Below are 25,111 nucleotides of genomic sequence, written 5' to 3' on the forward strand. Positions count from 1 at the left end.
CAAGAGCGATGTAACTCCGCATCGCATCATCTAAAAGGATATCAGCGTTGTCAATGACAAACAGCTTTCCTTTGGATCGTTTTATGGAACTCTTATATAATTTATTCTGATCTAAATAATTGAAGCACTTTATACGTTTATCTTCCGCAGATAGTTCCTTCAAAAAAAGAAAACATGGTTGACCTTCCGGTTCCAGAATCGCCGCCTAAAAAAGTGATGTTGTTTTCGAGATGAAGATCTACTTGAAAAGATGTATGTCTTGTTTGTATTCGGTTTGTAACAACTGGATTAATCTTCATTTACTCCACCACTCCTTCAAGACTTTATATTTTTTCATTTGAAATAGATTATAAAATTGAGCAGCAGGAGAAGCTGCTGCTCGCAATGTTTGTTTTAATCAAACTAGAATATTTGCAGAGTTCTGCTCAGTTGATGAAATGATAATCATGACTTTAGAATGGAGTTAATCTGCTCTTCTGTCATACCACTTTCACGCAATTTTTCTGCTATCTCGGCTTCTATTGCCTTTCTGCCTCTTTCTTTAGCAGTATTTATTGCTGTTGCCTCATCATGAAGAGATTTTTCACGCATTTCAGTGATATATTCCATCTTTTCATCGGCACTTAATTCTCGCAAAATCAATGTCACATGATTGCTTTTATTTGTCGTTGCATTTTCTGGCATGACCAGTTCCACCTCTTATGTTATTTATGTCTTTATCATACCATAATCCCGGCAAAATTTCAAGTGTTCAAACAGATATAAACGATTTATCCAACCACCATTCTTCCTGCCGTATATTTCCCATGAATCCAGTTGCTTTTTCCGCAGGAACATGGTATAATAACAATAACAAGAACCCCGGTAAAATTACAGAAACAAGCAGAGGTGAGAACATGAAACACAAACCCTTGCCAATTGGCGTAGAGGATTTCAAGCGGCTGGTGGACAACGAGTACTACTTTATTGATAAAACGTTGATGATAAAGGAGCTCCTGGAAAACAAAGAAACGGTCAATCTTTTCACCAGACCAAGAAGATTCGGCAAAACACTCAACATGAGTATGCTGCAGCGATTCTTTGAAGCAACTGAGAAAAGCAACGCCTATCTCTTTGACGGCTTGAAAATCGCAGCATATCCGGAGTATATGGCGTATCAGGGACAGTATCCGGTAATCAGCATTTCACTGAAAAGCATGAAGCGAGCTTCCTATCAAGAAGCCTATTTTGAGTATGTCAAACTGCTTTCCGATGAATTTGAACGTCATGAAATCATTCTGCAATCAGATGCAGTCAGCGAAGAAGATAAGCTGGAATTTCAAAAAATCAAGAAAAGAATTGCAGAGCCAAAAGAGTATAATTCTGCAGTCAAATTGCTGTCAAAATGCTTGCAGAAAGTATATCAAAAGAACGTCATCATCCTCATTGACGAGTACGATGTACCGTTAGAAAACGCCTACCACGAAGGCTTCTACGATGATATGACAAACCTGATTCGCAATTGCTTTGAGTCTGCGTTAAAAACTAACCCCTCGCTAGAATTTGCAGTTCTGACAGGCTGTCTGCGGGTGTCCAGAGAGAGCATTTTCACAGGCTTGAACAACCTGAAAACTTACTCCATCACAAAGAACAAGTTCTCCCAGTATTTCGGATTTACACAGGAAGAAATGAAAGAGATTTTGCAAACCTTCTCCCTGGAACAGTATGCCGGAACAATCGCAAAGTGGTATGACGGCTATCGTTTCGGACTGACAGAGATCTATAACCCATGGAGTGTTCTCAACTGCATTGACTCCTACCTGCAAAACGACATGGTTGCCTGTGAACCTTACTGGTCGAACACCAGCTCCAATCGGATTGTCAAGCGGCTTATCGAGGAGTCCAACGAGCGTACCAAGTCTATGGTAGAGGAACTCATCAACGGCACGCCGATTCACACGCAGATTTTTGAAGACGTGACTTACGGCACAATCGATGTCAATCAGGACTACATCTGGAGTTTTCTGTTATTTACTGGCTATCTGAAAATCATCTCCTGCGAAACGGTCGGCGACGAAACCTACTATGACATGGTGATTCCCAATGTGGAGATCAAGAGCATCTATAAGAACACCATTCGCTCGTGGTTTATCGACCATATCAACCGTGACAGACGAACAGACATTCTGGAATCTGTCATTCATGCAGATGCAGAAAAACTGGAAGATCTGCTATGCACCTGGCTGACCAACACCATCAGCTGTTTTGACGAACAGGAAAACTATTACCATGGCTTTGTGACCGGACTGGTTTCCGGATTTAACGGTTATATGGTGGTTTCTAACAGAGAGTCTGGCAACGGGCGGTTTGATCTGGTGGTAAAGCAGCGTTCCAGATGGCATCATGCTGCAATTCTGGAATTTAAGGTTGTGGAAAAGTACAACCAGATGACAAAAGCCTGCGAAGATGCCCTCAGGCAAATCGAGGAAAAAGACTACGAGGCAAGCCTGCGGGACGAACAGTATGAAAACATCGCAAAGCTTGGAATCTGTTTCTGCCAGAAACGGTGCAGAGTAAAATCCGGCGGTGTGGATCACTTCGATTATTAAAAGTATCAGCTTTATTGAACACATCGTTCTATTGCATTGGTAAGACAAAATCCCTTAGAGCTCTGCAAAAAATTTCTGTTCCGCTATTTTAGATTATTGCGCAAAAAATCATTTAATTCAGTTTTATCAATTTTATTCGTTTGACCACAAATTAATACTGAGGTATTACAAAACCTAAAAATTGTATTGGCTGTTTTATTTAACTCATCGCAGGAAATATTTTTAAAAGACTCTATTTTTTGCTCAATTGTAAAGTTTTCAGAACCACAAAAATATGTATTCCACGCAAAATAATCATTAAATTGCCGTGTATCTTCGAGCCAAAACCACATATTATCCATAAAAAATGGTTTATTGTATGCAAGGCTTTCTTCTTTACACTTTTTTATGCGTTCAATTTGTTCAATTATCATATTTAGCGACATCCAAAAATCATGTGCTTTTACATGATAATTGATACAAAGTACTGCTGAATCAATGTGTGTACTCACAAAAGAGTACGCATTATACATACACTTACTTTTATAACAGCAACTGGATAAACAGGATAATTCTCCTTCACCTAAAATTGAATTTAATAACGTGACACAATCTCTGTTAACAACATTAAAATTCAAATCAAAATATAATGCCACTTCCAATTCATTATCAGCATAATTTAAGAATTTGATATCAGGTTTTCTTTCTCCTATTTTAGGTGCTTGAAACGACTCTTTAACTCCGCAGGGAAATTCGGCATTTGATAAAAATTCATTCATTAATACTATCTTATTTTCATCGAAGTTTCCGGCAGCAAAAAAAGCGACATTTTTTTGTGTATAGTAACGATTTTTATGTGAGATCAAATCATTCAACCGCAAATTTAATACAGTTTTCTTAGTACCTATAACTGGGTAGGAAAGCGAATGATCATTCCATAATAACGATCCAAGCATTTTGTCATATCGCATATCGCTTCTTTCAATTTCTCTCAATTGCAAGTCTTTTTGAATATTAAATTTTTCTTGATTCCAATCACTTTTTAAAATAAAATCAAAAAAGCAATTTAATGCGTTATGTAAATACTTCGGATGAAATTTCAAACTAAATCTCGTATAATCTTTATCTGTAATTGCATCAAAAATTCCACCTATTTTCTCAAATTCATAGTGCGGAGTAGATGAATATAGAAATCGTTCTAAAAGATATGAGATTCCTCTTTTTTCTATGCTATCGTTGCGTGAGCCGCAACGAATATACCAACCAATTGTAACTGATTGTGCATTTTCAATTGGATAGAAATATGTTGAAATTTGACTTTTGGGATTTATATAGTGTTCCAAAATAAAAAACCTCATAAAATAAAAGTAGTAGTTTTAAGATTCCTCTCCAAGAATCATTATATGCAAAGTTGATTATATTTTAATGGGCTTTGCAAAAAATCTCTGTAAGTTCAACAACAGTGATAAAAAACGATATTGTGGAGCGGCTTGAAAACAGCCGTTCAATTTTTTACAGTGTACAATACCGTAATTTGTCAAGCTTCAATAAGCAGTTTTCTTGCTTCGTCATGTAACATAACCATCACCTCTTAACTCTATTATAAACCTGTTGTCAAGAGTATGCGATATTTTTTGGGAGTGCTATAAAAACAGTACCTTCATTTGAATTCCTCCATTTCTTGTTACCACTTGATCGTTTCGATATGGCTTTTGCTCCTTTCTGTCATCTCCAAAATTTTAATCTCACATTCTCTGGGAAGGCGTTTTGAAATCGATTCGCTTCGCTGCAAATTCCCTGACAACTCCGTCCAGCAGACCGAAACCGCAGTCCAGACTGAAAACAACACTTTCCCGATACACTGTAATGCTTTTGATATAATCTCTGATGAATGTACGGAACCGGAAGGGTTCTTCCTGCAGTGCGAAGAAAGAATCGATCAATCCACAGAAGTCTGCATACCCGACAGCCTCTAATTCCTGCAAATTATTCCGACTGCTTTCAAAAGCGATTCTCTGGGATTCCAGTGTATTGATCTGCTCACAGATTTCAATCGTTTTCTCTTTACTGCTTTGTAGCTGAATGTATTCCAGATTGAGTTTGTCCAGCTGTTCGTCCAGTGCTTTTCTCCATGCAGGAAGTTTTCGGTTATGCCTGCTGATGCACTGATTCAGATGCCGGATCTGCTTTTTCATCGATACCTCGCAAAACAACTCCTGCTCCAAAAGTGCTATCACGTAGTGATCCAGTTTTTCACTGTCTATCTCTTTGAAGTTACAGCAGTCGCTTCGGTGTGCTGTACAGCAGTAGGTATGAAAATGGTATTTGCCGTACCGCTTTCCTCCGCTCATCTTCTTACCGCATTCTCCACACCGAACCATGCCGGAGCAGAGGTAGAAGTGTTTTGCACCCAATTTTCCTACGGCAGAAGCAGATTTTCTTCTTTCCGCAGCCTTTTGAAAGGTTTCCTGTGAGATGATCGCAGGACAGCCATTGGCGATTCTTATAATTTCTTCTTCCGGCTTATGGCGGTGACTGTTTCGCCGATGGTTGTAATCCTTTGCAGAAGAACGATTGTAAACATAGATTCCGGTGTATTTGAGATTGTTCAGTATCTCATAAAAAGCTGCATGATTTGGAGCAAATGGATTGCCCTTCTTTGTAACGTATCCGGCAGCATTGAGGCGTTCTGCAATGTCACGATTGCCGTATCCATTGATATACATATCGTAGATGATCCTTACAGCTTCGGCTTCCCGTTCGTTGATGATCAGTTTCTTATCCGGACCAACATCGTATCCCAATGGCGGTGAGCCTCCGGTATGCTTACAGTGAAAAGCATTTTCCTTTAGTCCTTTCATCACTTCACGTGCGATGTTGGAAGAGTAGTATTCACCAATGGACTCCAACATGGCTTCTAAAATGATGGATTCCGGAGAATCGTCAAGCCGTTCCAGGACACTACAAAGGCGAACACCGTTATGTTTCAGCTTATTTTTGTACACTGCCGAATCGTATCTATTACGACTGAAACGATCTAGTTTATGCACTAAAACGATGTCAAACAATCCTTTTTCGCTGTCTGTGATCATACGCTGAAAGCTTGGTCTGCGGTCATTGGTGGCTGAGTATGCTTCATCTATATAAGTCTCTACGATTTTCCACTTGTTATGATCACAGAATTCCTTCATTGCTCTGATCTGTGCATCGATGGACTCGGTTCTCTGATGATCCGAGGAAAATCTGGCGTAGAGAGCAACTCGTTTGATCTCAATCATATTCATTCTCCTTCTGCTGCAGCATTGTTATTTTATCACGTTTCCCACGAAAATGCTACTATTTTTGGAGATTTGAGAAGAAAATCTTCGCTTCTCACAAATCGATGTGAGAGCCAAGGCAAAAAACTACAGCTTTTACAAATCAAACTTGTTCCCGATGAAAAATTGACAGTCCCGAACGTCACCACTATCTGATTTCGCATATTTTCAGAGCAACGTCAAGCTTCTGCATTGATCTTTTCCAGCAGAAGAAAAAGCACCTTTTACGACTCCGTTTTACCGAAACTTTATCAGAATCGATTGGCTGCCACAAAAGGTGCTGTTTTTGCTTTTTCTCGTTTTTCTTATATTCCATAACTATTATATTTATATTATTTTATATATGATATAAGATAATATTAAAATATATAAATATATAGATGATTGCCCTCTTATGAGGGCTGTCAGCAGAGGAGCGTTAGCGAGTGTATGCTGGCATTGCTCGATGCAATCGGGCGGCACGGTAGCGCGTAGTTATATAGTAGGTGAACAGATCATTTCATCTGAAATTGCACCAGTAAAAAAGTATATTTTACTCTACAAGATTATCCGCCCATAGTTCACACTGTGTCATAACGGCTTCAATTGCTTCTGGCTGATCGTCTGGTGGATATTTATGCGTTTTCAAAAGCTTCTTTATCATCATACGCATTCTTGCTCTTGCGGAATCTTTCTTCTGCCAGTCAATCGTTTTATTTTTACGTAATGTTTCCGTCAGTTCTTTTGTAATCGCAATTAGTTCTTCATTCTTGTAAAAGTCCTTGATTGCTTGAGGTTTGGTTAACGCATCATAAAACGCCAGCTCATCAGCAGTAAGTCCTAATGATTTTCCTTCTTCGCCAGCTTCCTTTATCTGTTTTGCGAGCTTCATCATTTCTTCGATAACTTCTTCATTTGTCAGCATTCCATTTAGATACTGATTCATTGCTCGCTGCATGATTTCAGAAAATCTCTCGGACTTTACAACATTGGTACGCTTATAGACGACAATCTGCTCTGCAATTAATTTCTTTAGAAGTTCTACAGCAAGATTCTTCTCTTTCATATTCGCAACTTCTTGCAAAAATTTCGAGTCGAACAAAGAAATTTCCTTGCCAATATCGGAAAACAGATTGATGACACCATCACTTTTAATGCTTTGCTTTAACAGTTCATTGATACGAGCATTCATCTCTCCAAGAGAAAGCTTCTTACCAGTCCCTTTATTCTCTAAACGAAGCACGAGCACCCTAACCGATTCAAAAAAAGCAGCTTCCATACGCAGAGATTCTTCTACCATAGAAGAACAGAGTGACAATGCCTGATGCAGCATTAACGATTCTTTCAGATACTCCTTCTTGTCCTCTTCTTTTGCGGGAGAGATGATGAAATTAACTGCACCAGTGATTGTTTTTGCACGCTCCAGATCTGTTCCAGTCATAAATTTTGTGTAATCGTATTGGAAAAAGAAATCTCGACAAATCGAAATCTTTTCTAGAAACTTCGGATAAGCCACTTTAGCAACATCAGTGTCGCCATACTTGTCCTTATCTCTTGCTGTATAGTCGTTCATTGCCTGTTTTAATGCATTTGCAATGCCAACGTAGTCCACAACAAGACCGCCTTCTTTATCCTCAAAAACACGGTTTACTCTTGCAATTGCCTGCATCAAATTGTGTCCGGACATCGGCTTATACACATACATTGTTGCAAGAGAAGGCACATCAAATCCTGTCAGCCACATATCGACTACAATTGCGATTTTCAAAGGACTCTTATTATCCTTAAATTTCTTTGCCAATTCTTCCTTATGAGCCTTATTGCCTATGATCTCTCTCCATTCTTCTGGGTCTTTGTTAGATGAAGTCATCACAACTGCAACCTTTTCTGTCCAATCCGGATGAATTTCGAGAATTTTATGATAAATCTTCAAGGCAATCCCTCTGGAATAAGCAACAATCATTGCTTTTCCAGTCAGCAGATTTGCTCTGTTGTTTTCGTAGTGGTCAAGAATGTCTGTCACAAGAGAATTGATAGTCTGGTCATTGCCAAGAATCGCTTCCATTTTGCCGAGCTGATGTTTTGACTGTTCAATCACACCCGCATCTGCATTTTCCGCCATTCGATCATACTCTTGGTCGATCAGTTTCAAGGTTTGCTCGTCTAACTTCAATTTCAGCACTCTTGATTCATAGTAAACCGGACGTGTTGCACCATCTTCCACTGCCTGCGTCATATCATAAATATCGATATAGTCGCCAAAAACTTCTCGTGTAGATTTATCCTTTGTAGAGATAGGTGTACCAGTAAAACCAATGTATGTAGCATTCGGCAAACTATTTCGGATCACTCTGGCTGCACCAATTTTGATTTTACCAGACTTCTCGTCCACTTTCTCCGTAAGCCCATATTGCCCTCTATGTGCTTCATCTGCCATGACAACAATGTTCCTTCGATCTGACAAGCATTCAAAGGATTCTTCAAACTTTTGCATGGTGGTGAAGATAATCCCATTTGCTTTTCTACCTTCTAACAAAGACCGAAGATGTTCTCTTGACTCTGCATGAACTGGCTTTTGTCTAAGAAAATCGCTGCACTTTGCAAATTGTAGATACAGCTGGTCATCTAAATCATTTCTATCTGTTAAGACAACGATAGTCGGACTATTCAATGCAGATTGCAGAAGATGAACATAAAAGACCATAGATAGTGATTTCCCGCTGCCTTGGGTATGCCAGAAAACACCGCCTTTTCCATCTGTTTCAGTTGCTTTTTTGGTAGATTGAATCGCTTTATTGACAGCAAAATATTGATGATAACCGGCAAGAATTTTAATCTGCTTTGTTCCATCATTACTAAACAGAATAAAGTTTTTCAAGATGTCCAAAAGTCGCTTCTTCTGGAACATTCCTTCAAAGAAAGTATCGAACTGTGCAATCTGTGTATTTTCATAACTTCCATCAACGGTTTTCCATTCCATGAAACGTGTTTCATCGCTGGTAATCGTTCCTGCTTTGCTGGTTAGCTGGTCAGACATCACACAAATCTGATTATAGTAGAACATGGATGGAATTTCGTGCATATAGTTACGAATCTGCGTGTAACCTTCGCTTGCATCGGTATTTTCTCTGGAAGGGGATTTCAATTCAATCAATACCAACGGCAGTCCGTTGATGAAAAGCAGGATGTCCGGTCTGCGGTTACTATTTTCAATGAATGTCCATTGATTGGCACAAATAAAAGCATTGTTTTCGATGTTATCCCAATCAATCAGATAGATTAAAGCAGAGCGTTCCTCGCCATTTTCGGTATATCTTGCAGAAATGCCATTTTGCAAGTAGTCTGTAAATACAGCATTTTTCTGCACAAGGGTTCCGTTCTCAAAATTTCTGAGGGTGAGAAGGGCGTTTTGGATTGCATCATACGGTTTTCCCTTGTTGATGCGAAAAACGCTTTCTTCCAACACGGTATCATAGAGCGGAGACTTTACGTTATGGTCAATGTCATAACCGCACACGCATTCGTAACCAAGCGTATTTCCAAATAGCTCTATAATGGCGTTTTCATAGTCGGACTCTGTATAAAAGGCTGCCATTTCGTTATCTTCTTTCTGTTATTTTAAATTTCAGTACTCATCATTCTTTTACTGTCATAATCCATACAGGATAACTGTTTTTGAGACAAATCATATACGCATAATTCAGGTAATTTCAGCGGAGGGCTAATATGTGCAAACAGTTTATATGGAGTATACCAAAATAAATTGTCAATTTCTTTATCTTTGTACGTATTCTTCAAGTATATTGAACAGAAACATTGTATTTGAAATAAGATTATCCACATCAAATTTGAATTTTTCTTGTAATGGTTCTAATCCTTTTGAAATACCATATCTTAGAGCCATTTCATTGTTATCTATCTTTTCGACTTCTACTATAAAAGCTCTCAACTTGTCGTATTGTGGCAAACCTTCTTTATTCAGCTTATCCCATAATGTTAATACGCTATGCCCCTTCAGCTCTTTTTCGCCCATTGACAGTAAACATTCTTTAATTTTCAGCTCTATCGAGTGTTTGCATAGGAAAGCACAGGGGATAACATAGTACGAAACAAGGTCTTGACCTCTGTCAGCTATAATACCCTTATGCAGATACATAGCCGAATTAAGGTAATCAAGAGCCATGTGGGACAGCACTTCCAAGGAATAAAAGTTATTATCCGAAAATTCTTGTGCCACATTATTATCTCTCAAATGCTTCATAACACCTAAATATGAGAGATCATATACCATATCTTCCAATATAACTTTTTGGATTTGATAATCATCAGGTATCTCATCAAATACCATTCGGCAACAGCCAATTAAATTACCTTTATCATCATATCTTTCTCTCATCATTGTCTCCTAACATAATAAAAATGAAAATTTAGAATTGCAGGCTCAGGCGATTTTTAAGTCTTGGTTTGTGGATTTCGAGCCATTTGGTGGGGTCATGCCTGTGGATTGGAATGTTGGTGCTTTTTCAGATGTTGCAGATGTTTTAAGTGGGAAACGTCCTCCTATGAAACAAAATGATAAAACAGAAGATGCTAGTATTCCCTTAATTGGTGCAGCAGCAATAATGGGATATACAAATAAATTTAATCACGATGATAAAATACTTGTTATTGGTAGAGTTGGAACTCATGGCATAGTGCAAAGATTCGATTATCCGTGTTGGACATCTGATAATACACTTGTGATTAAAAGTAATTATTATGAGTATACATATCAGATACTAAAGCTGATTGATTATAAAGCAATGAATAGAGGTTCAACTCAACCGCTAATTACTCAAGGAGATTTGAAAAAAACTGAGATAATAATTCCAAGTAAAGAATGCTTGCAAAAATACGAAAATATCGTAGGTTCTTTAATGTATCAATATTCCCAGAATCGAACAGAAAACGAAAAACTTGCTTTGCTCCGTGACACTCTCTTACCCAAATTGATGAACGGCGAGATTGACGTATCAAAAGTGAGGATTTAAGCTGCTAATGGTTGTAAATTTTCATTTATTGCAGCATTCAGCTCTATCTTATCATCTATTCTTGCAAGTATAGCACCTATTCTTTTTTGAACATCAATGCCAGGCACCTGCACTTCAAGTGATCTGATAGATGACATATTCAGATGACTAACCGTAGCTCCATTAGATGAACTCAGGAGCTTATGCTGTAATTCGGGAGATAAAAGATAATATACAAGGAAATCAGGATCGACGTATTTCTTGTTAGGTTTAATAAGTACTGTTCTTTGCCCCAAACAAACTTGTTGTCCCTGCCTTATTATTGCCACATTTCCAACAGGAGCTTCTCTTGCAAGTATTAAATCGCCTGCTTGCGGTACAGCTCGTTCATTTCTCTGATTATATACTTGTTCCGACACCCTATGTACGCCATCAAACTTTAATCTGCCTTTTCCAATGTTAGGAGTGCGAATTAATGGATAGCCTTTTCCCTCATCTTTGGCTGTTGAGTGCGGACAATCAACAATAGCCTCACATATATCCAATAGTTTCATTATTCTTCCTCGTTTTTTAGTTTAAGATATTGCTTCTTCCAAGCACGAGACGGCTTTTTGCATATTCTATCCTCTGAACAGAAAGCGCAAATTCCTGAAATCCCGTTGCTTCCACAAATATCTGGATTGTTTTGTCTGCAACCGTAAGTTTGCATTTCAGTATCCTGCTCATGCAAAGGAGCATTAAACTTGAAATGCAATTCTTTCTCTATATCCATAGAGAAACCCTCCTGATTTATCCTATATATTTTCTATGAGCAAGTTTCACATTGCTCTGTTTTACCATTGCATACTGCAAAGTTGTGTCTATTCGTTGATGCCCAAGAAGTCTTTGAAGCTGCTCTATCGGCATTCCTTTGTCAATCGCCACTGTAGCAAGTGTTCGTCTAAATTTATGCGGATGTGCCTTGTGGATTCCCAAAGATTTCCCCAAATTCCGTACTCTAAGTTCAATTGCACCAATTGTCAGTCTATTATGAGGAGCCCGAAGCGAAACAAACAGAGCAGGATCATTATCGGTTCTGGCATCCAAGTAGTTCTGTAAATGTAGCTTTGTACGTGCATCGAAATAAACAATACGCTCTTTATCACCTTTTCCAAGGACTACACATTCTCGCTCGTTGAAATTGATGTCCTCCCGGTTCAAAAGCACCATTTCTCCCACACGCATTCCGGTAGATGCGAGCATATCTATCATCGCTAAATCTCGCAATTCTACGCAACTATCTCTCATAAGCTCCAAATTTTCATCGGTGTATGTTTCTTTTATTGTTTTGCTTGTTTTCACCTTGTGTATACGCCGAACGGGACTTTTTATGATATAATCCTCATCTTCAAGCCATGAGAAAAAACTCGAAAGAATTCGTCTGATATTATCCATCGTAACCTTACTTGACTTCTTTTCTTCTTGATATTTCGTAAGATAACTACGCAGATCATCAGTTGTGATGTGCTTGATCTCTTTCCCAACGCTGTTCAGTGCCACAGTTATAGTTTTTCTGTAATATTTTAACGATTTGTCAGAACAACCTTCGATTTTCTTTGCAGCTATGAAGTCATTTAGCACATCTTCGTTTGACGCTTCCTCAGTATCCTCTGAGGACTTTGATATGGTTACTCCACTGAGAACATGCTCTAAAACTCTGTGTAATTCCTTAAGCTGCGCATTGTCAAGGTGTTTTAGCATGGACTGCTCGATTTCTGTGATGATTCTTGTTTTCATGTGCTGGTACTCCTCTCGTTGTACCAACATCACTACATTCCACGACTATCTATTCAATTTTTAAACATATAAAATAGGCTGGAAAATCATAATCATCTCTTGAAAAAATAGCACTTGCAATCCTTATCGAAGCATTTGGGTGTGTACATTCCTGTATTCCTTTTTTCACATTTATTTTCAAATTACATTCTTTCAAGTGAGATAAATACTTTCTCCAGAAATCTGAAAAATCTGATGTGTTAACGTATGCGACAACAAATGTAGCAGTACCCAAAGCATTATAATTATTAATTGCTTTATCAATATGCTCATCTATATACTTTGTGCTTACATATTCAAGTTTTAATCCTTCAAATAAAGCTATTTCCCTACCTTCCTTAGTAAGTAAAATATCTACTTCACCCGCATCTTTTCCACCGGACGAAATGCCGTGGCGAGTTTGATCTTTATTTTCGTGATATCCCATAAGGCTTAATCCATTTCTGAAAAAATCATTTATAATATTTTCTTTGGTGGATTTATTGTACTCAACACTTGTGCAAACGCACTCACCAATGCGTATTAAATCCTGTAAAACGGAATTAGCTACCGAAATATCACAATTCAGCCTTTCTTCATTTGATTGAGAAATAAATTCATCATTTCCATCAGCTATAAGACAGTAAATATTTTTTAATTGAAGTCCTGATTTACGAGACTGTAAGGCTTTATCGATAACATCATCTAATATTTGTTTATTTGCATTTAGAAGTTTTATATTGGAAGAAGAACCTTCAATAGTAAAATCAATAGCATTCATATCCCAATTGTCACCACGTATTCCATTACGGTACGCATTTCCTAAATCTTCGTATTCAAATGTACATTGCTGAAAGGCAATTAGCAAATCGTTTCTACCTTTTTGCTGTAAAAATTGAATTACTCTATTATTAAAATTATTTGGAAGTTGATAAGTAAAATTATAAGCTCCCATATAAGTAAATCACTCCTTTTATAAATGAAAATTTACGCTTGCAAGCCGCCTAAATCTGCACCGCTGACACGTCAATTTCGCCGTTCATCAGTTTCGGCAAGAGCGTGTCACGGAGGGCTGAAAGGCGCTGGGTTTCTTGCTGTTTTTGTATTCTAATGTCAGCAATCGGCTTTATTACTTTGGAAAAGCTGCTAAGAATACTGTCAGATGGCAATACGATTTGCATCTGTTTTAGTCTTTCTCGAGGTAAATCTGTCTGCCCTGTACTACCTGTCTGTAGCATCTCAAAATCATGTTCATGAGAAGTCGCCCATAAGCCGAGATAATAAATATACTCTTGTTTTGAAGCACGAATGATGGTAACATGAGAATCGACAGTCATATTGTTCGGAGTAAACAGAACCTGCGCTGCTCTTCCAAGTGTTCCTGTTCCAGTTGAATTTACAACAATATCGCCGTATTGGAGCCATTTTTCATTTACTTTCTTAGGCTCGTGACAACGTGCTAAGGATAGGTCTATTTGATGATTTCTAACGCATTTCTGATTGATAACAAGTTAGGCGGAGTGTTCATTATATTTTGGAGTTATACCTTTAATAATCAGTGAACACATAGAATCAAGGATACATTCGCTCCAATCCTCAGGCATAACCCCACCAAACGGTTCAAAATCTACAAACCAAGACTTAAAAATCGCTTGAGCCTGCGATTCTAAATTTTCATTTATCGCAGTATTTAAGCGTATTTTATCAGATATAGCGTCAGCTATTCTTATTATTTCATTTCTTACTTCTTTTTCGGGATAAGATATTTCAAGACGCTTTATTACGTCCATATCAAATTTTCCTGCACCTATTGTTGTCACTCCGACTATAGCACTTAACGTACTTGCCTGAGATAACAACCAATAAAAAACGTATTTGTTCTCTATTTCTGAGATTGAGTTAATACACTTAACATCTTGATTAAAGGCAACAGGCTTATCAACCAAACAGATAGGAATACCATTGAAAAGACCACTACCTCTGATAAGAAACAAAATTGATCCTTGCGGAGCAAGCCGACTTCCGTTTTTAAGCCCTTCTTCACTTATCATCAAATCAGAAGTGCTAATATGCTCATCTTTCATTGTTTTAGCACTTATCCACGGAATAGAGCCGTTCCAATACTCCGCTTTCTTTTTGCTTGGTGTTCCACCTGATGTGAATGTTACCAATTCACCAAGTTGACAAGTTTTCCAATTAGATGTCATACCCAATTGCCCCCAATTTCTCCCTGATCTCGTTTTCAAGCTCATGGGACTTCTTGAACATCTCAGAAAGCTCCGAAGTCAAACGCTTCATTTTTTCATCAAACGGCTCGCCATCATCTTCCTGTTCTTCAATGCCAACATATCGACCCGGCGTTAAAATATAATCCTGTTTTGCAATCTCTTCTGTTGTTGCAACGGCACAGAAACCCTTGACTTCCTCCAATTCGCCATTCTGAAAAGCAGTGAAAGTATCCGCAAGCTTTGCAATATCCTCATCTGAAAAATCTCGATGCTTTCTGTCCACCATAAATCCCATTTTTCGAGCATCTATGAAAAGCGTTTTGCCTTTCTGCTTTTTATTCTTGGAAATAAACCAGAGTGTAACAGGAATTGTAACAGAATAGAAAAGCTGTGTCGGCATTGCAACAATGCCCTCAATTAAATCATCTTCAATAATTCGCTTTCTGATTTCACCTTCACCGCTTGACTGCGTACTCAATGCACCATTTGCAAGTACAAGCCCGATTTTTCCGTTCGGTGCAAGGTGATGAATCATATGCTGAATCCAGGCATAGTTCGCATTATTTGCAGGTGGTACGCCATATTTCCAGCGAACATCTTCTGTCAAGCGTTCCTGTCCCCACGGATGATAGTTGAATGGAGGATTTGCCAAAATGAAATCCGCCTTCAAGGTTTTATGCAAATCATTGCTAAATGTATCCGCTTGATGTGATCCAAAATCTGCTTCAATACCACGAATTGCCATGTTCATTTTTGCCATTTTCCAGGTATCTGCATTTGCTTCCTGACCATATACCGAGATATTGTTTCGATTGCCACTATGTGCCTGTATGAACTTTGCACTCTGTACAAACATGCCGCCACTTCCACAAGCTGGATCATAGACACGACAATTTTCAAACGGCTTCAAAATCTCAACAAGCGTTTTTACCACACTTGACGGTGTATAAAATTCGCCGCCTTTTTGTCCTTCCTTTTCTGCAAACATTGCAATGCAGTACTCATAAGTACGACCAAACAAATCCTCATCTTGTCCAGTTTCGCTCATGTCAATGTTGTTTGTAAAAATATCTACAACATCGCCAAGGACACGTTTGTCCAGATCAGGGCTTGCGTAGTTTTTGGGCAGAACATCTTTGAGAGACTTGTTTTCCTCCTCAATTGCCCGCATAGCATCGTCAATTACAGTACCAATTTCAGGCGTGTGAGCTGCCTCTGCAATCTTGTTCCATCTCGCATCTTCTGGAACAAAGAAGATGTTATCCATTGTATAGGCATCTTTATCATCTTCGAATCCATCGCCTTCATCAACCAACTCCTGATATTTCTTATCAAAAGCACAGGATATGTACCGAAGGAAAATCAATCCAACAATAACCTTTCGATATTCTGCCGCAGGAATGTGTCCCCATAACACACAAGCAGCATCCCATATTTGTTTTTCAAATCCAATGTTAGCGTTTGTTTTTTCTGCCATTATTGACCTTCCAATCTGTTTTCATGTCTTTATCTGTAACTTTCTTGCTACAATGTTTTATTCAAAGTTATTATACCACAATATGTCGAAAAATTCAAGTAATGTGCGTACGTTTTTGTCAAAAAAAATCAACTACTTTGAGATGGCTTATTTCATTTCAATCCGGCACACCTGCCCCGCACCAAGCACCATCCCATCCACAAACTTCATCACTCGCTTCTCCGCATCATAGAATCGGAAATTCCCGGTATAGGTCATATACCTGCCGCCATCTTTTTTGGCATCCGGCTGAAAGTATGTTACCGTTACCAGCGGACGTTCTTTCTCATGCTCCAGCAGCTTCTGAAATGCCTGATTCAATGCATCGATAGCATCTTCCGACAGTTCTTCTCTGCCATCGGTCGATCTGGCAGCTTCTCCGATCTCCTCGTCATAACCAACCAGTGCCGCAAACGGAGCAAACTGTGCCGCACGGCTTTCCAAGGACATGGGCGTATGATGCTTTAACTGGTAGCGTTCATGATTCCGGATATCCTCATAGTTTCTCATGCCTTATGCCCTCCAACCTGTTCATTTCGTTCCATGGTCGTTGCACCTTCCCGAAAGTTCATGCCTTTCAAGATCGCATTTTTTCCATAGCGATCCTTGATACTCAGGATAGCTTCCTGTAACTGGTGTTCTTTCTTTAAGGACTCTTGCTCCTGTTTTCGCTTTTGTTCCTGTACCTCTACATCATCAAACAGGCTGTACTGCATCACTTCTTCCTGTACTTCGCCCTCTGGAATCACATGATTCGCTGTGATGCTCATTCTCCGCACCTGCAATTCCGGATCAACGATCCGGTCGTAGAGAGAAAGTACTTTTTCCATGATGCGTTTGGTAGAAGAAGTCTGCTTTCCCAGGTTCACCGAACCGTGTGCAGCTTTGGGGACTTTCTTGCCGTAACGGTCTTTTTTTAGTTCACCCCGATAGGTTTCCGGGATTCCGGTGTGATCGTATCCCACCATCAAAACGATCTGATCCGCAACCATTTTCTTTCGCACCAGATCCAGCACCAGCAGCTCGGTCATTTCCCGAACGATCAACCGACCTTTCTCAAAGTCGTAGGGACAAGGAAGCACCTGTCCCTGACTGATGCTATGCCCTTTGGGTCGATAGCTTTTGATTGCCTGCATGGTACAAGATTCATACCCCCAGGCATGGTCGATCAGCAGTTCCGCAGCCACGCCAAACATCCGGAACAGCAGGTCTTCTCCATGCTCTGAAAAGCGTGCCAGATCACCCATGGTGAAGATCTGCATCTTTTCCAATCGCCTGGCATAGCCGCTGCCAATTCTCCAGAAGTCGGTCAGTGGGGTATGACTCCACAGCTTTTCCCGATAGGACATTTCGTCTAGTTCAGCGATTCTTACACCATTCTCATCCGCAGGAATTTTCTTTGCGACGATATCCATGGCGATCTTAGCAAGGTACAGATTGGTTCCAATGCCGGCAGTCGCTGTAATGCCTGTCTCTTGCAGTACTTCCCGGATCATTTTTCTCGCCAGTTCCTGCGGTGTGCAGTGATAGGTTTTCAAGTAACCTGTTGCATCGATAAAGACCTCATCAATGGAATACACATGAATATCTTCCGGTGCAATGTACCGCAAGTAGATCTCATAGATCTTTGTACTGATCTCCATATAGTGTGCCATCTGCGGCGGTGCAATGATGAAATCCAACTGCAAGGACGGATTCTGACCGAGTTCCGAAGCGAGACAGGATTTTCCCGTAAATTCGTGATTTGGCAGCTTTTGCAGACGCTGTGCATTGACTCGCCTCACGGTTTCGATCACCTCAAACAGTCTCGCTCTGCCCGGAATGCCATACTGCTTTAGGGCAGGCGTGACCGCAAGGCAGATCGTCTTTTCCGTTCGACCGGCATCTGCTACTACCAGATTGGTATTCAACGGGTCAAGACCTCGTTCCACGCACTCCACAGATGCGTAAAAACTTTTCAGATCAATGCAAATATACGCTGCCATCGTGACACCTCTATTCCTTCTGATTTCCTTACTAGTAGTATATCATATTTTGCCCCAAAAAACAAGAAAAGCCCTGCATTTCTGCAAGGCTTTCCCGTTGTAGAACAGTCTTTATTTTACTGTTTCATATAAAACGCACACTCGTATTCAATTTGAAACAACATTGTGAAGTCACTATTCTTATGTTTCTTACAGCCCATACTTATAACTTAATGCTGCAAATGCCGCATCGATAATTTCTATGCCGAATTCTTTCTTTGAAATACCTAATGATTTAAGATTTTTCTTGTTTTTCCTCAAGGTCTTCCAGAGAAGTTTTTTGTCCCTATCGTTCAGTTCAATTTTGTACAGAAAATTTGACAACGATACAAGAATCATTTTGTAATCCAAATACCACTTAGATTTTTCCTTATCAGTTTCACTGGATGCGAATTTCTCAAAATCTTCCTCTGTATATTTAGGTAGAAGCCCAAGGATTGGGTTTACAAGCAATTGAGTTGAAGAAGACATCAAATTGACATATGCACCAAGCGTATACTGTTGTTCTTCGGTCATAGTTGCATAGTCAAGTCCAAAAGAATGGATATCATCGATAGCTTCATGCAGTTTTTTGCTTTCGTCTTTTATTCGGGTGATTCGTTCATTCAGTTCAACGATTGCTAATTCATAAGATGTAACATCCCGCTTGCTTATCAGTGCAAATACATCTTCAATGTGTTTTTTATCATTTATGCTTTTTATCATGAAAATGCTACTTGTCAACAGAGCTACTCCTGCGATAGCCCATCCGACAGGACCTGCTAAAGCCAGGAATGCTTCTCCTGCAGCCATTCCGCCACCTCCAGCAGCAAGCGCACCCCCTCCAATCCATGCTAATGCTGCATTTGTTGCAGCAGCACCACTTAAGGTAGAAATGGCAGTCCCTGTGGAAGCAACACCAAACGTAGTAGCAACGCCCATGGCAACTGTTGGTCCCATTGTCACAATGGCAACGCCAACCCCAGCTCCCGCCGCCCCGACTCCAGCATTCTTAACTGCAGCATTCTTATAATCTTTTTCGATTTTTTCAGCCTGTTGCTTCCAATTTAAACGAATTTTCTTCAGTTCTTCATACTGGAGCCTTTTTTCATTAGGAACATTCCTTATTGCATCAAATGCATCCTGTATATTTGTCAGTTCAGTGTATAGAGTAGATGTAAGTGTTCCAAGATCTTCTATTTTGCTGTTTGCCTTGTTAACAGCGTTCTGAGCTTCTTCCTGAGCCAATTGCAGTTTAGATTTCTTCTTAGCCATCTTTATTACTCCCAAGAAAATAATTGTCGATATCAGACTTTGTATGTAATATCTTCTCTGCTGGAACATTTCGCTTTTCTGCCAATTGAACAGATTTTTCAAATGCCTGAATGTAGGCATCGCTATTCTTAAGATCATCAATAAATGTCTTCAATAATTGATCATTATAAATTTCAGCAAGGATCTTTAGACCTTCAATATAGCTTTCCACAACTATCTTTTCTCTCTTCAAACAGTAAAGGTTTTCCTTTGATCCAATGCGTTCGATTCCACGCTTAGCTTCACCATAAAGAGAAATGACAAACCTACCTACTCCGGGAATATTCAAACGCATGAAAAATTCAACTACATTGAAATTGCCTCCGCCAGCCACAAAACCACGAATCGTAGCGTCACCAATATCTATAAGACAAAATGTGCCATGAGCAACTGTAAGCATTCTTTTAACTGTAGCATTGGAAAATGGCTCGCACACTTTCCACAACATTTTGAAGGAACGGGCTTCCTTTTTCGTAATGCTGAAATATCTAATTGTTCTGCGAATACAGTAGAAAAGACGAACAATCATTTCGTTGACAAATATTGGAATAAGCTGTGCCGTTTGGAATCTGACATCGTATCCTTTTTTATAAATCTGGATAGCCAATTCATTTATTGCATTGTCAAACTCCGATGTAGGGATACCCAATGTTTTCTTTATTGCAATAATATCGTTTGTCCAACTCCATATTGGTGAGGGAATGCCCATTCCACGCCCTTTACTACTGGAAGATCCCGACATATCTGAAATCAAATGTCCGAACCAGTTCACAAATGCACAGAACAGTTTGCTCGGAACATTGTTGCCCCTTAGCTCAAATTTTCCGTCTGCCTCCTGCAAGGAAATTAAATCACCACCAGAAACAAAATGCGATGTATTGCTAAACTGATCTAGGATAGAAAAAAAACAGACCAAGCAGGGTCGGATTATGTCCAAGCGACTTAAAGTGATGATTGCCGGGAGTCAAATTAAACACAAAACTGGCAGCATCTCCAGCACCACGCTGATCATATGGTATTTTGAAGCTTTTCTCAAGGTGGGCTATTGCAGAATTAACAGAGGAATCTTTAGAATCATCCCACTTACAGAGTCTTGCGAAATCCTTGGTTCGTTCTTCAAACCAGTTATCGGTAATATCACCCATAGGAGACTCACCAGGTTTTCCTACAAGGAATATATCAATAATCCCACAGAGTGCACCACTCGCGGCAGAGAGTATGTAGTCTATTTTATCACATTCCGGTGTCAAAGATTTAAGCGATTTTTCAGTCTCCGCAATTTGATCCTCGAGTACACTGAGTTCAACTTCAGCTTTCGATAATGCCGTTGAAATACTTTGTGAAAATTCAAAACCGTCTTTTCTGACAGTAAGGTCAAGAATAGCAGTACCAAACTCATTATTGTTTTCAGTTAGATTCATATCATTTTTCATGATTCTTACCATCCCCGCAAGCTGCATGTAAATTTATACACTCTTCAAAACGTTTCGCCTTCGCCTCATTATCTGGTTGTGCTATTTTAATTATTCATATCGTCATTATAACTCATTATTATTTTATTATAGCGGATTTTAACTAAACCATCAAGTTGATTTTATGAACAGCACAAAGTAACTCCATCGTACCGACAAATTGTCTCCGTACTTCTATTCCTCAGATTGTAGTCTCATCTTTGATAGCAATTTTCTTTTCAATTCAATATTACTTTTAAAATAGTGCTGATATATATTAAAGTTATAACTATTTTTACAATACAAGAAAAGCCCTGCATTTCTGCAAGGCTTTCCCGTTGTAGAGCAGTCCTTATTTCACTGCTTCATATAAAACGCACACTCGTATCCATCCGCACGTAAAAGCAGACCTTCGGCCCATTCCGGCGTTTGTCCCATCAACTCACAAACCTGTTCCACAGAAACATCCGGCGTGCATTCTACGATAACTTCATCATGCACATGACCGACGATCTCCATGTCCTGCATGTTCTGCATCGCATATAGGAGTAGGTCTCTTGCCACACCCTGTGTGATGTTCTCCACAAGCTTTGCTCCGTAGGTCTTTAACCGGTTCCACTTGTGGCTGTTGTCTATGCCCTCGTAAGTGATGATATTCTTGCCGTTGTCATCTTTCTCAACCTTTGGTCTTACGTAAGCAAGCCGGCGTCTGGAGGGTAATTCGATAAAGAAGATACCGGATTCATATGAGAAACGTAACTTACCGCAGGTCATGCCGCACTGGTCTGTGATGACCTTTTCTGCTGCACGCTGTACATCACCCCAGAACTTTACAATATTGGGAGAAGAGCTTCTCCAATCGTCTACCAGTTTGAACAGATCATCATCAGAAAGCTTTAATTCCGTGCCGCCCATTGCCTTGATCGCACCAATGGAACCGCCGTAACCGCAGGCTAACTCTGCGATCTTGCCTTTCTGCCGCAGATGTCCGTTTGTACCGTTTTTCTCCACTGGGACACCGAACATTTTCGATGCCGATGCACAGTAGATATCCTCACTGTTGGCAAATGCCTGCATTCGCCACTTCTCATCTGCCAGCCATGCAAGGACTCTTGCTTCTATGGCGGAGAAGTCTGCGACCACGTATTTCTTTCCTTCCGGCGGGATGAATGCTGTGCGGATAAGCTGGGAAAGCACATCCGGAACGTCATCATAATTTTCCTTTATGGTATCAAATTCACCGGTCCTGATCTGTTCCTTCAGCTCTGCTAAGTCGTCCAGATGATTCTGCGGAAGATTCTGCAGCTGGATCAGCCGTCCTGCAAATCTGCCGGTGCGGCTAGCACCATAGAAGCTGAACATTCCTCTTGCACGACCATCTGCACAAACGACACGAAGCATCGTGGTATATTTCTGGACGGATGACCTGGAAAGCTGCTGATATAGGCGAAGCACTTCCTGTACTTCCTCCGGAGCCGATCCGGAAATTTTCTGCATGAACTTTTTGTCCAGCGTATCCGTTTCAATGCCCCTGCACATCAGCCATTCTTTCATTTGCACCGGAGAGTTGGGATTGTCCAGTCCGGTAAGTTCTTTGAGCTTCGGCAGAAGTGCTTTCTTTACCTGTCCGTCCAGTTCAACTGCTTTTTTCGCAAACGATGTATCCACCAGAATGCCCCGGTCATTGATCTCCTGATCGATGTAGAACTCCTCCCACACAAATTCCGGCACCGGAAATTCAGAGAGATACCGCTGTATTTTCAGTTCTACTTCCACATCACGCCGGTTGTATGCCTTGAATTTTTCCCACTTCTTAGGAGCATCCGATTTATCATGAAATAAAATACTTCCATCCGCTTCCTGGTGCAGTGTGCAGAAGAATCGGATCAGCTCCTTGCCCTCTGCCATCTTCTTTTCTTTTAACCGGAGAAGTCTTCCCATGTCGTCCAGTGAGGACAGCATACCGAGGTAACGGCAGTGTATCATGTCACACTGCCATGATACCGGATCCAGATAGCTGCCTGTGGAATCCTCAAAATCAAGCATCTCCGGATACTTTCTGCGTAGGTATACAGAGAGGCAGATGCGTTCGAAATTGACATGGAACGCCTTTTTGATGACAGTCTTGTCTGTGAGTGCATTCCGAACATCGTCCGGCAATGTTTCACCGTTGGCAATGTCACAGGTCGCTACCGGACCATTGTCCACAGCGTAAGAGACCAGCAGCAAGTCGAAACACTCCGACTCTGCATAACGGTATACACCGCAGTCCTTGATATTCTCGTCAGATGCCGTTTCAATATCTATGGTGATCTGTTTCATTTTTTTATGCTCCTTTCCTGGCGGAAACCCTTCTTGGTCTCCCGATCCACACAAATGTTTTTCTTGAGATGTACACGAACTGTATCATCGACTTCTATCCGATCGACCGTATCTTCCAGAAAGCCGAGTACGTCCTCGTTTCGGTTTTCCATAACATATTCTGTGAATCTGTCACGGATCCGGTCAATGTCCTCCGCTGTAAACACCTTTTTGGCAGCCTCATAGTCGCTGATCCGACGGTCGATCTTTGCTATCCGCTTATCCAGTCTTTTGATCTTGTCGATGATGGATTTTGTACCGTCTCCGTTCTCAGCGATATCCATCAGATTGCTGCACCGTTTTTCTGCATTTTCCTTATCACTCCGCAGTACTTCTATCTGCAGGTCGATCACACGTTCCTGTATCTTGCCGTATGCGTTGAGCTTATCGACAAGCTCCTCATAATTCTCGGGAGAGAAGATACATGCCCGGAGTCCGTTGATGACCATATCGTCCAGATACTTTTCGTTTACGGTCTTTACCGCAGGGCAGCTGCAGCTGAACCGGTACTGTTTGACAGGGGCATTGTTTTTGCTGGTCCTGCTATACTGTACGTGACCACTGAGCTTTTTGCCGCATTTTCCGCAGAAGACCTTTCCGTTAAGCGGATAATAATTCTTACCGTTGTAGCTGCGGATCCGGTTCTTGTTGTCATGGAGCCGCTCCTGCACCTTGTCAAACAACTCTTCGCTTACGATCGGCTCTATTGCACCGTGCACCTGATAGTAGTCCTCTTTTTGCTGATGGCTGTTCCGCATCCCACGGAAATCTTTGGATGCCCGTTTGTTCCAGAAGTATGTGCCGCAGTACTTTTCATTTTCCAAAATTGTTTTAATGGAGGTGCTTTTGAACTTGCCGCCCTTCACAGTTGTGAAACCGTTGTCATCGAGCCATTGAGCGATCTGCTTGTAACTCATGCCAGCTGCATACATCTCGAACATTTTTCGAACTGCCGGTGCCTTGGCTTCATCAATATAAAGCTTTTTATCCGAACCAACTGTATACCCGTATGGCGGAAGTCCGCCATTATGAAGCATTTGTTCTGCGTTGACCCGAAGCCCCTTCATTGTTTCCTTGCTTAATCTTCGGGAGTATTTTTCAGCAGAGGCGGCTTCATCAAGGATCTCTGACATACAATCCTCATCCATAGAATTCAGCCCGTCTGTGGTAATAACAGCGATTCCTTTGCATTTCAGGGTATAGATATCATTCAGCTGATTGCGGACGTTTCTGTGAAGGCGGTCAAGGTGATGGAGCAGCACGCAGGTCACTTCCGGATGCTTCTCCAGATATTCCATCATTTGCTGATAGCCCGTTCTGTTTTGTACAGAAGTACCGCTCTTCGCCAGGTCATGAAAGGCTTCCACAATTTTTAAGTGGTTTTTCTTTGCGTAATCTTTGATCGCCTGTTCCTGAGCACACATGCTGTTGTTGTCCACCTGATTCAGAGAACTGATCCTGCGGTACGTCACAGCGAGCCGGGAATGTGCAGATCGATCCATCGTCATAACAATCTCATTCCTTTCTCAAAAAAACATCTTATCTATATTAAGCTGAAGGTGCTTTACCGCA

The 25,111-nt window shown here is 40.4% G+C and carries 22 protein-coding genes; 2 read left to right on the forward strand and 20 right to left on the reverse strand.

All coding sequences use genetic code 11. The annotated features are described in order from the left end of the window. Positions 1-137 precede the first annotated feature (137 nt). Together DXB92_RS13690 and DXB92_RS08425 are read right to left on the reverse strand one after the other, a co-directional pair. On the reverse strand, positions 138-299 hold the full coding sequence (locus DXB92_RS13690; RefSeq protein WP_181976989.1) for a hypothetical protein: 162 nt from the start codon (positions 297-299) through the stop codon (positions 138-140). Positions 300-444: 145 nt separating this feature from the next. Continuing rightward, entirely contained in the window at positions 445-684 is a 240-nt protein-coding gene (locus DXB92_RS08425) for a hypothetical protein (RefSeq protein ID WP_117733528.1), read from the reverse strand. A 212-nt stretch (positions 685-896) separates the two neighbouring features. On the opposite strand from DXB92_RS08425, the gene DXB92_RS08430 reads away from it, so the two are divergent. Then, on the forward strand, positions 897-2,588 hold the full coding sequence (locus tag DXB92_RS08430; protein WP_117733529.1) for an AAA family ATPase: 1,692 nt from the start codon (positions 897-899) through the stop codon (positions 2,586-2,588). Positions 2,589-2,671: 83 nt separating this feature from the next. On the opposite strand, the gene DXB92_RS08435 is transcribed toward DXB92_RS08430, so the two are convergent. The 4 genes from DXB92_RS08435 to DXB92_RS08450 all read right to left on the reverse strand — a co-directional run bounded on the left by DXB92_RS08435 (position 2,672) and on the right by DXB92_RS08450 (position 10,259). Further along, positions 2,672-3,910 carry an insulinase family protein gene (locus tag DXB92_RS08435; protein ID WP_181976990.1) on the reverse strand — a complete coding sequence of 413 codons (1,239 nt, stop codon included), beginning with the start codon at positions 3,908-3,910 and terminating at the stop codon, positions 2,672-2,674. A 402-nt stretch (positions 3,911-4,312) separates the two neighbouring features. Further along, positions 4,313-5,845, reverse strand: coding sequence for a recombinase family protein (locus DXB92_RS08440; protein WP_181976991.1), 1,533 nt, complete (start codon positions 5,843-5,845; stop codon positions 4,313-4,315). A 571-nt stretch (positions 5,846-6,416) separates the two neighbouring features. After that, positions 6,417-9,458 (reverse strand): type I restriction endonuclease subunit R, encoded by a 3,042-nt coding sequence (locus DXB92_RS08445; protein WP_117733532.1) that lies wholly within the window; start codon positions 9,456-9,458, stop codon positions 6,417-6,419. Between the two features lie 180 nt (positions 9,459-9,638). Continuing rightward, entirely contained in the window at positions 9,639-10,259 is a 621-nt protein-coding gene (locus DXB92_RS08450) for a HEPN domain-containing protein (protein WP_187118441.1), read from the reverse strand. 37 nt (positions 10,260-10,296) lie between these two features. Between DXB92_RS08450 and DXB92_RS08455 the strand changes: the two genes are divergently transcribed. Then, on the forward strand, positions 10,297-10,893 hold the full coding sequence (locus tag DXB92_RS08455; protein WP_242986631.1) for a restriction endonuclease subunit S: 597 nt from the start codon (positions 10,297-10,299) through the stop codon (positions 10,891-10,893). Here DXB92_RS08455 and DXB92_RS08460 read toward each other — a convergent pair. From DXB92_RS08460 to DXB92_RS08520, 14 genes are all read right to left on the reverse strand, one after another. Then, the gene (locus DXB92_RS08460; RefSeq protein ID WP_117733534.1) at positions 10,890-11,426 is read right to left on the reverse strand and encodes a restriction endonuclease subunit S; all 537 of its coding nucleotides are present in this window, start codon (positions 11,424-11,426) and stop codon (positions 10,890-10,892) included. The two genes, DXB92_RS08455 and DXB92_RS08460, sit on opposite strands and share 4 nt — an antisense overlap. Beyond that, entirely contained in the window at positions 11,426-11,644 is a 219-nt protein-coding gene (locus tag DXB92_RS08465; RefSeq protein WP_117733535.1) for a hypothetical protein, read from the reverse strand. Before DXB92_RS08465 ends, DXB92_RS08460 begins: the two co-directional genes overlap by 1 nt. A gap of 17 nt (positions 11,645-11,661) precedes the next feature. Continuing rightward, positions 11,662-12,648 (reverse strand): site-specific tyrosine recombinase/integron integrase, encoded by a 987-nt coding sequence (gene xerA, locus DXB92_RS08470; protein WP_117733536.1) that lies wholly within the window; start codon positions 12,646-12,648, stop codon positions 11,662-11,664. A 49-nt stretch (positions 12,649-12,697) separates the two neighbouring features. Then, the gene (locus tag DXB92_RS08475) at positions 12,698-13,621 is read right to left on the reverse strand and encodes a hypothetical protein (RefSeq protein WP_117733537.1); all 924 of its coding nucleotides are present in this window, start codon (positions 13,619-13,621) and stop codon (positions 12,698-12,700) included. 49 nt (positions 13,622-13,670) lie between these two features. Further along, complete coding sequence (locus DXB92_RS08480) at positions 13,671-14,003, reverse strand: hypothetical protein (protein ID WP_341473036.1); 333 nt, start codon at positions 14,001-14,003, stop codon at positions 13,671-13,673. A gap of 174 nt (positions 14,004-14,177) precedes the next feature. Then, positions 14,178-14,873 (reverse strand): restriction endonuclease subunit S, encoded by a 696-nt coding sequence (locus tag DXB92_RS08485; protein ID WP_181976992.1) that lies wholly within the window; start codon positions 14,871-14,873, stop codon positions 14,178-14,180. Further along, on the reverse strand, positions 14,863-16,371 hold the full coding sequence (locus DXB92_RS08490; RefSeq protein ID WP_117733540.1) for a class I SAM-dependent DNA methyltransferase: 1,509 nt from the start codon (positions 16,369-16,371) through the stop codon (positions 14,863-14,865). Before DXB92_RS08490 ends, DXB92_RS08485 begins: the two co-directional genes overlap by 11 nt. 147 nt (positions 16,372-16,518) lie before the next feature. Continuing rightward, the gene (locus tag DXB92_RS08495) at positions 16,519-16,920 is read right to left on the reverse strand and encodes a hypothetical protein (RefSeq protein WP_117733541.1); all 402 of its coding nucleotides are present in this window, start codon (positions 16,918-16,920) and stop codon (positions 16,519-16,521) included. After that, positions 16,917-18,395 (reverse strand): Y-family DNA polymerase, encoded by a 1,479-nt coding sequence (locus DXB92_RS08500; protein ID WP_117733542.1) that lies wholly within the window; start codon positions 18,393-18,395, stop codon positions 16,917-16,919. The genes DXB92_RS08495 and DXB92_RS08500 overlap by 4 nt, the downstream gene beginning before the upstream one ends. A 189-nt stretch (positions 18,396-18,584) precedes the next feature. Continuing rightward, entirely contained in the window at positions 18,585-19,688 is a 1,104-nt protein-coding gene (locus DXB92_RS08505) for a hypothetical protein (protein WP_117733543.1), read from the reverse strand. Further along, positions 19,681-20,568, reverse strand: coding sequence for a hypothetical protein (locus DXB92_RS14135; RefSeq protein WP_242986632.1), 888 nt, complete (start codon positions 20,566-20,568; stop codon positions 19,681-19,683). The genes DXB92_RS08505 and DXB92_RS14135 overlap by 8 nt, the downstream gene beginning before the upstream one ends. A gap of 40 nt (positions 20,569-20,608) precedes the next feature. Beyond that, positions 20,609-21,160 carry a hypothetical protein gene (locus tag DXB92_RS14140; protein WP_242986633.1) on the reverse strand — a complete coding sequence of 184 codons (552 nt, stop codon included), beginning with the start codon at positions 21,158-21,160 and terminating at the stop codon, positions 20,609-20,611. 375 nt (positions 21,161-21,535) lie between these two features. Beyond that, positions 21,536-23,500 (reverse strand): DNA polymerase, encoded by a 1,965-nt coding sequence (locus tag DXB92_RS08515; RefSeq protein ID WP_117733544.1) that lies wholly within the window; start codon positions 23,498-23,500, stop codon positions 21,536-21,538. Continuing rightward, complete coding sequence (locus tag DXB92_RS08520) at positions 23,497-25,047, reverse strand: recombinase family protein (RefSeq protein ID WP_117733545.1); 1,551 nt, start codon at positions 25,045-25,047, stop codon at positions 23,497-23,499. The genes DXB92_RS08515 and DXB92_RS08520 overlap by 4 nt, the downstream gene beginning before the upstream one ends. Between the last annotated feature and the right edge of the window lie 64 nt (positions 25,048-25,111).

Source organism: Ruminococcus sp. OM06-36AC, from assembly GCF_003438725.1.
Lineage (GTDB): Bacteria > Bacillota > Clostridia > Oscillospirales > Ruminococcaceae > Ruminococcus_C > Ruminococcus_C callidus.